Origin of the sequence: Streptomyces scabiei 87.22 (assembly GCF_000091305.1) — a bacterium.
In the GTDB taxonomy this organism is placed as follows: Bacteria; Actinomycetota; Actinomycetes; order Streptomycetales; family Streptomycetaceae; genus Streptomyces; species Streptomyces scabiei.
Window position 1 is genome coordinate 490,817 of record NC_013929.1, and the last position, 12,145, is coordinate 502,961.

Here is a 12,145-nt window from a genome sequence, read left to right on the forward strand (position 1 = left end):
GACGCACCGGGTCCTCGCGCGCTGCTGTGACCGGGGGGTGGGGACGTCAGACCATGCCCGTGACCGTCACGGTGACGACGGGCGTGGGGTGCGCGGGCTGCAGGGCGTCCAGGTGGCGTTCGACACCGTCACGGACGGCGCGGGCCACCTCGACGGTCCTGGCCTGCCGCAGCACGACGACGTGGATCTCCACGTGCCAGGGGCCGTCGGCCTCGGGCCGGGTCATGCGTACCCCGGCCGGGGGCACGCTCCCGGTGTCCGGCGCGGGCCTCCCGGCGTCCGGCGCGGACGAGGAGAGCGCGGAGCGCAGCCGGTCGGCCAGCCCCGGCCGGAGGAAGGCCACCCCCGGCACACTCTCCACGGTCGCCGCGACCTTCGCCGCGAGTGTCGTGCGAGCACCGCTCGCGAAGGGCGCGGTCATGGCGTACGGCCTTCCTGGCCGCCGTCGGCCGAGAGGTGGTCGAGGTCGGTGACACGGATGTCCACGGCCCCGACGGCCAGGCCCAGTTCCAGGTCCGCGGCCTCCCGCACCCGTTCCCGTACGCGCGCGGTGAGCGGGGGCAGCGGGACGCCGACCGGGGCGTGGATGTCGAGCCGGACCCCGACCGCGCCGGCGTCGTCGTCCGCACCGCGTTCGAGGAGGCGGCAGGAGCCGGCCCGGACCCCCGGTACCGTCTCCGCGGCGGCGCGCAGGGTGCGGGCCGCGACCGTCTCCATGATCCACAGGTCTTCGCCGGGATCGCCGAGCGGGACGGGACGGCCCGGACGCAGTTCGAGACGGACGACGTCCATGATCCGGCGGGTCAGCGACTCGGTGTCGTCGGCGGAGGGGGCGGCCGTCTCCGCGTCCAGGTCCCGCACCGCGGACTCCAGCCGGTCCAGTCCGGACACGGCCTGTCCGCAGTGCGGACAGGCCCGCAGGTGGGTGTCGTCGACCTGCTGCTCCCAGTCGTTCCACACCCGCGACAACAGCCGTCCGCACGGCAGGAGTTCGTCGTCGTCACCATGGGGGGACGCGCTGGGTCGTGGGTCGGTGCGGTCGGTCATCGCCAGGCCCCCAATGCTTGTGTCAGACAACGGCGGGCACGGAACACCCGGGCCCGGACGGCCTCCTGACTGATGCCGACCGCCTCCGCGACGAACTCGTAGGACCGCCCGTCCAGTTCCCGCAGTATCCAGCAGGCACGCTGCTCGGCCGAGAGCAGGTCGAGGGCCTCCCGCAGCTCACGGACCGCGTCCCGGCCCTCGGTGATCCGGGCCGGGGACGTGGTGTGCTCGGCCGCGGGGAGGTCGCCGGCCGCCTCCAGCGGGGCCGCGGGTCTCCTGGCCCGCAGCACGTTCAGACAGCGGTTGGTGACGATCCGGTACATCCAGGTGCCGAACGACGAGCGCCCCTGGAACTCCGGCAGCCGCCGCCAGGCGCTGATGAAGGCGTCCTGCACGGCGTCCTCGGCCTCGGTCCGGGTGCCGAGCAGACGCGTCGCGAGCTGGGTCAGCATCGGCGCGTGCCTCCGTACGAGTACGGCGAACGCCTCCTCGTCCCCCTCCGCCGCACGGACCACCAGCAGGGTGTCGTCCGTGTCGGCCGGGGTGTCCGGTGGTGCGCTCGGTGTGCGGGCCCCCGCCACTGGGCGGCTCCTCTCGTCGGTTCCACAGGGCTTGGACACCGCCGCGCCACCCCTGTTACGGAGAACACGAACCCTTCGCCGGACGCACCCCGACCGGATGCGCACCGCGGGATTTTCCGATCCCGCGTCACAGGCGCGGCCCGCCCGGGTCCAACACGGTGAGAGCAACCGAGAACGCCTGCGCATCGAGGCGGAAAGGACGTGCCATGACCACGCAGACCACGAGGGAAACGCCCGCACCCGTCGCCAGGGACCTGTCCGGCCCGCAGGGTGCTCCCCGGACCGTCACCGCCGTGTCCAGCGGCACGACGGGAGCCGACCAGCCGGCCGCCGACCGTGGCCGGACCTCCATCGCCGACGTCGTCGTCGTGAAGGTGGCCGGCATCGCCGCGCGGGAGATCCCCGGCGTGTACGACATGGGCGGCAGCCTCTCGCGCACCCTCGGAGCCGTACGCGACCGCGTGCCCGGCGGCCGGCCCAACGTGGGGCGCGGCGTGAAGGTCGAGGTGGGCGAGCGCCGGACGGCCATCGACCTGGACCTGGTCGTCGAGTACGGCGTGCCCATCGCGGACGTGGCCCGGGACGTGCGGGAGAACGTGATCTCCGCGGTGGAACGCGTCACCGGCCTGGAGGTCGTCGAGGTGAACATCACCGTCAACGACGTCCGGCTGCCCGAGGACGAGGACGACCCCACGGCCACGACCGAGACGCGCGTGGCGTAGCCGCGCCGGGGCACGGGAGAAGACGGGAGAGCATCCGGGTGAGAGGTGGACGGGCATGAGCACGGCGTTCGTAGGGATGATCGCGGGGATGGCCCTGGCGTTCGCCGGTTTCTTCGGCGGGTTCGGTGCCTTCCTGCTGGTGGCCGCGCTCGGCGGCCTGGGCTGGGCACTGGGCCGGTGGGTCGAGGCCGGGGGCGGCGTCCAGGACGTACGGGACGCGTTCGAGCGGAGCCGGCGATGACCGCCGCCGCACAGCGGGGCACGACCACCGTGTCGGAGCGGGCGGTGCGCACGATCGCCCAGCGGGCGGCCGGCGAGACGCTCCCCCGCCCGGGCGGCACCCGGAGCGTCCCGTCCGCGCGGGCGGCGGCGTCCGTGCGCGGCGGGAGGGCGGACCTGACCCTCGGGGTGACCCTGCCCTACCCGCTTCCGCTGGCCGAGACCGTCGGACACGTCCAGCGGCACGTGGTGGAGCGCACCCGGGAGCTGACGGGGCTCGACGTGCCGGCCGCGCGTCTGACCGTCACCGCGCTCACCCCGTCGCCGCAGCCCCCGGAACCGCCGTCGCCGGAATCCGGGCCGACGGTGCGCACGCCGCGTCGCCGGTGGTCCCGGCGCCGGCTGCCGGTCGCCCTGCTGACCGCGGCCACCGCCGTGGGCAGCGGCGCACTGGCCCTCGACCTGGTGCGGGTGCATCTCGCGGACCGGGCACCCGCCGCCTGGCGCACCGCCGCCGTGCACTGGCTGTCCGGACACGGGCCCGGTGATCCGGCCGTCGTCGCCGGTGGGGCGCTGATGGGCCTGGCCGGCGTCTGGATGGTGGTCCTCGCCCTCACCCCGGGCGGGCGTCGCCGGTCCAGCGTCCTGTCCATGGCGCCCCGCGTGGACGCGGCGATGGACCGCTCGGCGGTCGCGGCGCTGCTCAGGGATGTGCTGGGGAGCATCGAGGGTGTCGGCGCGGTACGGGTGACGGTGCGACGCCACCGGGTGGCCGTGCGGGTGGGCCTCGCCTACGGCGACCCTGGGCAGGCGCGGGCCGCCGTCACGGCCACCGCCCGACACACGCTGGCCGCCTGCCGTCTGCGTCGCGTTCCTCGACTGCGGGTGGCCGTGGTGCCGGAACCGGTTTGGCGCCCGCCCGTGCCGGACACGACGACACCACCGAACGCTCCCGGCTCTCCGGTGCCGGCGCACGGCGCCCAGCTGCCGACGACCGCTCCCGCTGCCGGAGGTGAGGGATGACACGTCGTACGCGTACCGCCGTCGACCGGACGGTGCTCGGCCTCGGCGGTCTGGTCCTGGCCCTCGCGGGATCATGGCTCGCCGCCACGGACCGGACCCTCACGGACCGGCTGCCGTCCTGGTGGCCCCCCGCGTCCGCGGGCTCGGTCCTGCTGGACCGGGACAGGCTGGCTCACCTGCGCGTCGAGGGCTGGTGGACACCCACCGTCACGGCCGCGGCGATCATCCTGACCGTGCTGTGCGCGTACGGGACCCTCGCCCGGTTCCGTTCGGGCCGGACACGGCCGATCACGCTGCCCTCCCCCGGCGGCACGGTGCGCCCCGGGGCACTGGCCGAGGCGCTGTCGGCGCGCGTGGAGGCGCTTCCCGGCGTGGCCCGCGGCCGTGGCCGGGTCCTTCCCCGTCCCGGACGGCGGCTGGAGATCGGCCTGCGGGTCTGGCTCGAACCGGGCACCGCCCCGGAAACCGTCCTGCCCGCCCTCTGCGCGGTGGCGGCGGAGGCCGAGCGGGCGGCGGCACCGTACACGGCACACACCCGGGTCCGGCTGAGCGCCGCCGCGCCGCGCCGCAGCGCCCATGTCCGCTGACCCGTGCGTCGGCGGCGTCCGCCGGCTCCTGCGGTTGCGCCGGCCGCGCCTGCCCGCCTCGTGGTGGCCCGCACTGCGGCGCACGCCGGTGGCGCTGTGGCGGGACGACGTCACGGACTACGCGGCGGCGCTGACGTACTACGCGATCCTCGCCGTGCTGCCCGCGATGCTGGCCACCGTCCTGGCCTTCGGCATGATCAGCCCGGACACGGCCGAGGAGTTCGTCACCCATGTCGCCGCGTACGCGCCGGCCGGCTCCGGCGCGGACCTGCACGCCGTCCTGGCGAGGATGCTCGGTGCGGGATCCACGGCGTGGCCCCTGCTGGCGGCCGGTGCGGCGAGTGCGCTGTGGTCCGCCTCCAGTTATCTCGCCGTCTTCCGCCGTGCCCTGCACCGTATGCACCGCGTCGCGGACCGGCGTTCGCCCTGGCGCAAGGCTCACCGCATCGTGCTCACCGCGCTCGCGCAGCTCGGTCTGCTCCTCGTCGGGTCGCTCACCCTGCTGCTGTCCGGCCCGCTCGCGGAGGCCCTCGGCCGAACCCTCGGCCTGAACTCCACCGCGGCCTGGGTGTGGGGTCTGGTGCGCTGGCCGGTGCTGCTGTGCCTGGTCGCGCTGCTGGTCGTGGTCGTCTTCCACACCGGCCCGGCACCCGCGCGCCACAGCGGGCGCAGCCTGCCCGGCGGGGTGCTGGCCGCCGCGCTGTGGCTGGTGGTCTCGGCGGGCTTCTCCTCGTACGCCTCGGCGCTCGGTGCCTACAGCAGGCTCTACGGCTCCCTCGCCGGTGTGGTGGTCTTCCTGGTGTGGCTGTGGCTGTCGAACCTCGCCCTGCTCACCGGGGCGCAGTTCGCCGCGGAGCTGGGCGGCGACCGGGTCGAGGGTGTCGACGGCGTCGAGACGAACGGGGGGAACACCGAGAAGTCCCCGGCGCCGTAGTGCTTCCGGGGCGCGGAGCACCATCTGGAAACCGATCGGTTTCTCTCGGGTCCGCTTCCGGTTAACCTCGTGGCATGACCACCGAAGTGAAACCGGGCCCGAGGGAGCGTCTGCTGGAGGCGGCGGCCACGCTGACCTACCGCGACGGTGTCGGCATCGGCGTGGAGGCGCTGTGCAAGGCGGCAGGGGTGTCGAAGCGCTCCATGTACCAGCTGTTCGAGAGCAAGGACGAACTCCTGGCGGCAAGCCTGCAGGAGCGCGCCTCCGCCTACGTGACGACGCTCCTGCCCGCGGCGGACGACGGCCGTTCCCCCCGTGAGCGGATCCTGCACGTCTTCGAGCAGGTGGAATCGCAGGCGGGAGCGCCCGAGTTCCGGGGGTGCCCGTATCTGGCCGTGCAGATCGAACTCAAGGACCGGAGCCATCCCGCGAGCCGCGTGGCCCATCGGATCAAGGCGGACCTGACCGCGTTCTTCCACGGCGAGGCCGAGCGGGGCGGCGCCGGCGATCCCGCACTGCTGGCCCGGCAGCTCAGCCTGGTCTTCGACGGCGCCAGCGCCCGCGCGGGCATTCAGGCCGACGATCTGACCGGGCTGGTCGCCCCCACCGTCACGACCCTGCTCGACTCGGCCGGCATGCACTGAACAGCCCGGCATGCACTGAACAGACCTCAGCGGACCGCACGGGGCCGGACGAGGGAGCCGTGGATCGGTCCCGTGCCCCGGGTCAGCGGCAGCCCGGTGGCGCGGTTGGCGTGCGCGATGATCTCCGCGGTGATGGAGACGGCTGTCTCCTCGGGTGTGCGGGCGCCTAGGTCCAGCCCGATCGGTGAGCGCAGCCGTGCCAGCCGGTCCTCGGGCACTCCGGCCTCGCGCAGCCGCAGGAGCCGCGCCTCATGGGTGCGCCGGGATCCCATCGCGCCCACGTAGCCGACGGGCAGAGCGAGCGCCAGGCGCAGCAGGGGGATGTCGAACTTGGCGTCATGGGTGAGGACACAGATCGCGGTGCGGGCGTCGACCTCGGTGCCTTCCAGGTACCGGTGGGGCCAGTCGGCCACCACCTCGTCCGCCTCCGGGAACCGGGCCGCGGTGGCGAAGACCGGTCGCGCGTCGCACACGGTGACCCGGTAGCCGAGGGCGTGCCCGGCCCGGCTGAGGGCGGCTGCGAAGTCGACGGCGCCGAAGACCAGCATCCGGGGCCGGGAGGCATGCACGTGCACGAGGACGGACAGCGCGTCGGGGCAGGTGTCCGCCTCGCCGCCTATCCGGACACGGGCGGTGCGTCCCGCGCGCAGGAGGGCGACGGCCTGTGCCGTCATCGCCCGGTCCACCTCGCCGCCGTCCGGCGTTCCGTGCGCGGCGGAGCCGTCGCCGCGCACGCACACCGCACGGCCGAGGAACCGCCCGGGGCCGTCGACGACCTGCGCCAGGGCCGTGGGCCCGCCCCGGCGGATCTCCTCGAAGGCGGCCGTCAGGTCGGGCCGTGTCGCGGGGTCGACACGTTGGACGAGGACGTCGAGTTCGCCGCCGCAGGTCAGTCCGACGGCGAAGGCGTCGTCGTCGGAGTAGCCGAACCAGACCCGCTGGGGCCCTGCTCCGTCCGCGAGGACCTGGCGGCACAGCTCGTACACGGCGCCCTCGACGCAACCGCCGGAGATGCTGCCGATCGCGTTGCCGTCCAGGTCCACCGCGACCGACGTACCGATCGGCAGGGGTGCGCTGCCGTGGACGTCGACGACGGTGGCCAGGGCGAAGGGGCGTGCCGCACGGCACCAGCGGTGCAGAGTGTCCGCGATGTTGAACATGGGCCTGTCTCCGTGGGAAGGGGGGAAGGGTCGCCGCCGCGCGCGACGGGGAGCGAGCACGCGGCGGCGACCCGGGAGGTCCGGCGACCGGGCGGGGGCGGGCCGCCGGACGGGCAGGGACGCCCCGGGTACCGGGCTTCTCCTCCGCGGCCCGGGGAACCCCGGTTCAGATCAACGCCTCCGCGGTGATGGGCAGTTCGCGGACACGGCGGCCGGTGGCGTTGAAGACCGCGTTGGCGACGGCCGCCGCCACGCCGACCTGGACGATCTCTCCGATCCCCTTCACGCCGAGCGGATTGGCCCGCGGATCCTCGCTCTCCAGGTAGATGGCCCTCAGGTCGGAGATGTCCGCGTTGACCGGGACGAGGTAGTCGGCGAGGCTCGCGTTGACGATTCTTCCGTCGCGGTGGTCGGTGACCGTGTGCTCCAGCAGCGCCTGCCCGATACCGCCCACCATGCCGCCCAGCGCCTGGCTGTCCGCCAGCTTGGGGCTGACGATACGGCCCACGTCGTACACCCCGAGCATCCGCCGCACCCGGACCAGGCCGAGCGTGGCGTCCACGCCGACCTCGGTGAAGACCGCGCCGTAGGAGAAGTACGAGTGGCGTGCGGGCTCCGGCGCCCCGGCGTACGCGCCGTCGGCTTCGAGGTGGGTGAGCCTGTTGCGGGTCAGCAGCCGCTGGTACGTCTCACCGCGGGCCGGGTCGTCCGGCACGTGCAGTCGGCCGCCGCGGACGATGACATCCTCGGCCCTGACGCCGTACAGCGGCGACTCGTCGTCCTCGACGGCCAGCTTGATCGCCTGGGTTCGGACCTTGTTGCACCCGTCGAGGACGGCGGAGCCGACGACGGTCATGGTCATCGAACCGCCGTGCGGCGGGGTGGGCGGGTAGAGGGAGTCGCCGAGCCGGAAGGTCACCGCGCGCATGTTCAGCCCGAGGGCGTCCGCGGCGACCTGGGTCTGGGAGGTGTAGGTGCCCGGACCCATGTCGATGGTGGCGGCCTCGGCCACCGCGGTGCCGTCGGCGTCCAGGCGGACGCGGGCCTGCGCGGGGAAACGCCCGGGGTCGTACACGCCCGCTGCCATCCCGAGCCCGATCAGCCAGTCGCCGTCCCGCGTCGAGCGGGGCTTCGGGTTGCGCCGGGCCCAGCCGAACTCCCGGGCGCCCACGGTGTAGCACTCGCGCACCTTGCGGGTGGACCAGGGCAGCCCGTTCGACTCGTCCTCGGCGGGCTCGTTGCGCAGCCGCAGCTCGATCGGGTCGACAACGAGCTTGTTCGCGAGCTCGTCCATGGCCGACTCGATGGCGAAGGAGGCGTTCGCGAAGCCCGGGCCCCGCATCCACAGCGGGGTGTTCACGTCCAGCGGCACCTTCCGGTACTCCTGGCTGACGTTGGGGGTGCTGTAGAACATCTGGCCCGCGAGCATGATGGCCTCTTCGAACTTCTCGTACGACGAGGTCTCCGCGTCCATCTCGTGCACCATGGCCGCCAGCCGGCCCCGCCGGTCGCTGCCGAGGCGCAACCGGTAGTCGTAGGAGGGGCGAAAGCCCGTGCCCAGGTACATCTGCTTGCGGCTCAGGACCAGCTTGACGGGGCGCTTCAGTTCGCGGGCGGCGAGGGCCGCGACCACGGTGTGCGGCCAGCACCGCAGCCCGCTGCCGAAGCCGCCCCCGACGAACGGCGAGATGACCCGCACCGACTTCAGGGGCAGGTCGAACACCGTGGAGAGTTCGGTCTGGGTGCCCACCACCCACTGGGTCTTGTCCCACACCGTCAGCCTGTCGCCCTTCCAGCGGGCGATCGTGGCGTGCGGCTCCATCGGGTTCTGGTGGTTGCGCGCCATGCGGTAGTGCAGGTCCATGCGCACCGCCGCGTCACGCAGGCCGGCGGCGGCGTCACCGCGCGCGTAGCGGGTCGGCGGGTCCGGCTCGGCCTTCGCCATGTCCGTCGAGGGCTTCCGGGCGTCGTAGCCGACCTTGACCAGGCTCGCGCCGTGCTGCGCGGCCTCCAGGGTGGTGGCGACGACGACGGCGACCGGCTGGCCGTGGAAGAGGACCTTGTCGTCCTGGAACACCCGCAGGCGGCGGCCCTCGGGGTTGTTGGACCCGGGATTGTCGAGGTACGGCAGCTTCGGCGCGTTGCGATGGTGGAGCACCCGCAGTACGCCGGGGTGGGCCAGAGCGGCGTCCGTGTCGACGGACGTGATACGGCCCGCGCCGACGCTGCTGTCGACGATGACGGCGTGCAGCACGCCCTCGACGTCGTGCTCGGCGGCGTACAGGGCCTGTCCGGTGACCTTGAGCCGCCCGTCCACGCGGGACAGCGGGGCGCCGACGGCGGCGCGGGGCTGGGGACTCACTTCGTACCTCCCACGACGCGCAGCTGACGCTCGACGGTCCGCTTGAGCAACTCGGGCTTGAACCCGTTGTATTGCAGGGTCCGCGCTCCGTCGGCCGCCTTCGCCGCGGCCGCTGCCCAGAGCGCTGCCGAAGGGCGTTCGCCGATGAGGGCTCGCTCCACGGCGGGCAGTTTCCAGGGGACGGTGCCCACTCCCCCGGCCGCGACCCGGGCCTCGCGGATCACCCCGGCGCGCAGGTGCAGGGCGACGGCCGCCGAGGTCAGGGCGAACTCGTAGGACTGCCGGTCACGGACCTTCAGGTATCCGGACCTCAGCGGACGCGGAAGCGCCGGTATCTCGACTGCGGTGATCAACTCACCCTGCTTGAGGGCCTGTTCACGGTCGGGCGTCCTGCCGGGTCGCAGCAGGAAGACGGCGAACGGAACGCGGCGTCCGCCGTCCGGCCCCAGCAGGTGCACGGTCGCTTCCAGCGCGGCGAAGGCCACGGCGACGTCGGAGGGGTGGGTGGCCACACAGGCGTCGGAGGTGCCGAGGATCGCGTGGGTGCGGTTGTGGCCCTGCAGCGCGGCACAACCCGAGCCGGGCTCGCGCTTGTTGCACGCGGCGGTCACGTCACGGAAGTAGGTGCAGCGGGTGCGCTGCATGATGTTCCCGCCGATGGTGGCCATGTTCCGCAGCTGGGCCGACGCGCTCAGTTCCAGCGCCTCGGACACGACGGGGTACAGGGTGCGCACCTTGGGGTGAGCGGCGGCCCCGGACATGGTCACCAGCGCACCGATCCGCAAGCCCCCGCGTTCGGTGACGGTGACCTCGTCCAGCGGCAGACCGGAGATGTCCACGAGCTTCCCGGGACGCTCGACGGTCTCGCGCATCAGGTCGACCAGCGTGGTACCGCCGGCGATGAAGCGCCCACCGCGGCGGCCGGCGTCGAGCGCCGCCCGTGTGTCGGAGACCCGGGTGTAGGAGAAGGGGAACATGACGGCCGCACCTCTACTTCCGGGCGGCGGTCTTGTCGACCGCGCGCGCGATTTTCACGTAGCAGCCGCAACGGCAGATGTTGCCGCTCATCCACTCCCGGATCTCCGCCGGTGAACCGGTGTGCCCCTCTTCGATGCAGCCGACCCCGGACATGATCTGGCCGGGTGTGCAGTATCCGCACTGGAAGGCGTCCTCGTCGATGAACGCCTGCTGCAGCGGGTGCAGTTCGTCGCCGTCGGCCAGGCCCTCGATCGTGGTGACCTCGGCGCCCTCCAGGCGGACGGCGAGGGTCAGGCAGGCGTTGACCCGGCGGCCGTCGACCAGGACGGTGCAGGCACCGCAGGCGCCGGCGTTGCAGCCCTTCTTTGAGCCGGTGAGACCGAACCTCTCGCGCAGCAGGTCCAGCAGCGAGGTGCGGTTGTCCACCGTCACCGTCCTCCGGGTGCCGTTCAGCGTCAGGGAGACACGACCGGAAGGGGGCGTGGCCGCGGGCTCCTCCTCCGTGCCGACCAGGAGGGGTGCCCCGATCACGCCGCCCACGACGGCGACGCCACCGACCGCGCTCGTGGTGGCGATGAAGGTGCGCCGCGTGGGGTCCGCGGGGGACGCGTCCGGTTCGGTGGGAGGTGGAAGAGCTGAAACTGGTTCAGTGGACATGGGTACGCCTTCGCTCGCTGGGTGGGGGATCGGCCGCGCTGCGGCAGGGTGGGAGGAGGGGCCGTCGTGGGCGGTGACGCCCCGGGCGTCACGACGGGTCGTGGGGCGGCGGATGTCCGGGGGGTGGGGCGCGGAGGGGGTCACCCGTACCTGTGCGCCCGCTCCGGGGCGGACGTGGTGCGTCCACTGTCCGGCTCCAAGGTGGTTCTCGTTCAAGCGGTCGATCCCACCGAACCGGATTCGTCGCGCCGGAGGGAGGTTGCGTTTATGGGGGGTACAACCTCGACCTCCCTAAACGGCGTGCGGTCGTTACCGTGGTCGGGATGGAGCAACGACCCGACAACCGCGCCGACATCCGGGACTTCCTCGCCAGCCGGCGCGCCAAGATCACCCCGGAGGAGGTCGGGCTGCCCAGCGGCGGCCGTCGCCGCGTTCCGGGGCTGCGCCGCGAGGAGGTGGCCGTCCTCGCCGGCGTCAGCACCGAGTGGTACACCCGGCTGGAGAAGGGCCACATCAGCGGGGTGTCCGAGGAGGTCGTCGAAGCGGTCGCCCGGGCCCTGCGGCTGAACGAGGAGGAACGTACCTATCTGTTCGACCTGGCCCGCGCCGCCAGACCCGCCCACCGGGCGCCCGCCCGCCGCAAGGACGTCCCCGCCCCGCCCCGCGTGCAGTGGCTGCTCGACTCCATGACGATGGCTTCCGCGACCGTGCAGAACGGCCGCCAGGACGTCGTGGTCGACAACCCACTGGCCCGCGCCCTTTTTGCGCCTTTGTTCGACAGCTCCACGACCGACAGGCGCGGCCGCGCGAACTTCGCCCGCTACATCTTCCTCGACCCGGGCTCGCGGCACTTCTTCGTCGACTGGGAGAAGGCGGCCGCCACCACCACCGCGCTGCTGCGAGCCGAAGCGGGACGTGAGCCCCACGACCGCGCCCTGCGCGACCTCGTCGGCGATCTGTCCACGCTCAGTTCCGCGTTCCGGGCCCTGTGGGCCGCCCACGACGTCCGCCTGCACCACGAGGGCATCAAGCGGCTACGGCATCCGGAGGTCGGCACCCTGGAGCTGACCTACCACTCCCTGTCGTTGCCCCTGTCCGACCGTGCGGTGCACGACCTGACCATCTACACCGCCGAACCGGGCACCACCTCCGAGGACCGGCTCAAGCTCCTCACCAGCCTGGCGGCCACCCGGCCGCCGACTACGGACACCACCAACGACCCTCGCTGACG

14 protein-coding genes are annotated in these 12,145 nt (G+C 73.3%); 7 read left to right on the forward strand and 7 right to left on the reverse strand.

Annotated features, from left to right (window positions below; all coding sequences use genetic code 11):
* Positions 1-46: 46 nt before the first annotated feature.
* The 3 genes from SCAB_RS01995 to SCAB_RS02005 are packed head-to-tail and all read right to left on the reverse strand — an operon-like array spanning position 47 to position 1,628.
* A complete protein-coding gene (locus tag SCAB_RS01995) occupies positions 47-421 on the reverse strand; it encodes a hypothetical protein (protein ID WP_012998373.1) in 375 nt (124 codons plus the stop codon).
* Positions 418-1,047, reverse strand: a complete 630-nt coding sequence (locus SCAB_RS02000) for an Asp23/Gls24 family envelope stress response protein (RefSeq protein ID WP_012998374.1) — start codon at positions 1,045-1,047, stop codon at positions 418-420. Before SCAB_RS02000 ends, SCAB_RS01995 begins: the two co-directional genes overlap by 4 nt.
* A complete protein-coding gene (locus SCAB_RS02005; protein WP_012998375.1) occupies positions 1,044-1,628 on the reverse strand; it encodes an RNA polymerase sigma factor in 585 nt (194 codons plus the stop codon). The genes SCAB_RS02000 and SCAB_RS02005 overlap by 4 nt, the downstream gene beginning before the upstream one ends.
* A gap of 206 nt (positions 1,629-1,834) precedes the next feature.
* Here SCAB_RS02005 and SCAB_RS02010 point away from each other — a divergent pair, with 206 nt between their 5' ends.
* The 6 genes from SCAB_RS02010 to SCAB_RS02035 all read left to right on the forward strand — a co-directional run bounded on the left by SCAB_RS02010 (position 1,835) and on the right by SCAB_RS02035 (position 5,757).
* Positions 1,835-2,350 (forward strand): Asp23/Gls24 family envelope stress response protein, encoded by a 516-nt coding sequence (locus SCAB_RS02010; RefSeq protein WP_012998376.1) that lies wholly within the window; start codon positions 1,835-1,837, stop codon positions 2,348-2,350.
* Positions 2,351-2,405: 55 nt separating this feature from the next.
* Positions 2,406-2,591 carry a hypothetical protein gene (locus tag SCAB_RS02015; protein WP_037724851.1) on the forward strand — a complete coding sequence of 62 codons (186 nt, stop codon included), beginning with the start codon at positions 2,406-2,408 and terminating at the stop codon, positions 2,589-2,591.
* Positions 2,588-3,592: a DUF6286 domain-containing protein gene (locus tag SCAB_RS02020; protein WP_012998378.1), complete on the forward strand. Its 1,005-nt coding sequence runs from the start codon at positions 2,588-2,590 to the stop codon at positions 3,590-3,592. Before SCAB_RS02015 ends, SCAB_RS02020 begins: the two co-directional genes overlap by 4 nt.
* A complete protein-coding gene (locus SCAB_RS02025; protein ID WP_012998379.1) occupies positions 3,589-4,179 on the forward strand; it encodes a hypothetical protein in 591 nt (196 codons plus the stop codon). Before SCAB_RS02020 ends, SCAB_RS02025 begins: the two co-directional genes overlap by 4 nt.
* Complete coding sequence (locus SCAB_RS02030) at positions 4,169-5,113, forward strand: YihY/virulence factor BrkB family protein (protein ID WP_012998380.1); 945 nt, start codon at positions 4,169-4,171, stop codon at positions 5,111-5,113. Before SCAB_RS02025 ends, SCAB_RS02030 begins: the two co-directional genes overlap by 11 nt.
* Positions 5,114-5,187: 74 nt before the next feature.
* Positions 5,188-5,757: a TetR/AcrR family transcriptional regulator gene (locus SCAB_RS02035; RefSeq protein ID WP_012998381.1), complete on the forward strand. Its 570-nt coding sequence runs from the start codon at positions 5,188-5,190 to the stop codon at positions 5,755-5,757.
* A 26-nt stretch (positions 5,758-5,783) separates the two neighbouring features.
* Here the strand turns inward: SCAB_RS02035 and SCAB_RS02040 are convergent, their stop codons facing one another.
* The 4 genes from SCAB_RS02040 to SCAB_RS02055 form a co-directional block, all read right to left on the reverse strand.
* On the reverse strand, positions 5,784-6,917 hold the full coding sequence (locus SCAB_RS02040) for an XdhC family protein (RefSeq protein WP_012998382.1): 1,134 nt from the start codon (positions 6,915-6,917) through the stop codon (positions 5,784-5,786).
* A gap of 166 nt (positions 6,918-7,083) precedes the next feature.
* Positions 7,084-9,279 carry a xanthine dehydrogenase family protein molybdopterin-binding subunit gene (locus SCAB_RS02045; RefSeq protein WP_012998383.1) on the reverse strand — a complete coding sequence of 732 codons (2,196 nt, stop codon included), beginning with the start codon at positions 9,277-9,279 and terminating at the stop codon, positions 7,084-7,086.
* Entirely contained in the window at positions 9,276-10,256 is a 981-nt protein-coding gene (locus tag SCAB_RS02050) for an FAD binding domain-containing protein (RefSeq protein ID WP_012998384.1), read from the reverse strand. The genes SCAB_RS02045 and SCAB_RS02050 overlap by 4 nt, the downstream gene beginning before the upstream one ends.
* Before the next feature lie 13 nt (positions 10,257-10,269).
* Positions 10,270-10,914: a (2Fe-2S)-binding protein gene (locus SCAB_RS02055; RefSeq protein ID WP_012998385.1), complete on the reverse strand. Its 645-nt coding sequence runs from the start codon at positions 10,912-10,914 to the stop codon at positions 10,270-10,272.
* A 323-nt stretch (positions 10,915-11,237) separates the two neighbouring features.
* Between SCAB_RS02055 and SCAB_RS02060 the strand changes: the two genes are divergently transcribed.
* Positions 11,238-12,143: a helix-turn-helix transcriptional regulator gene (locus SCAB_RS02060; protein ID WP_012998386.1), complete on the forward strand. Its 906-nt coding sequence runs from the start codon at positions 11,238-11,240 to the stop codon at positions 12,141-12,143.
* Positions 12,144-12,145 lie beyond the last annotated feature (2 nt).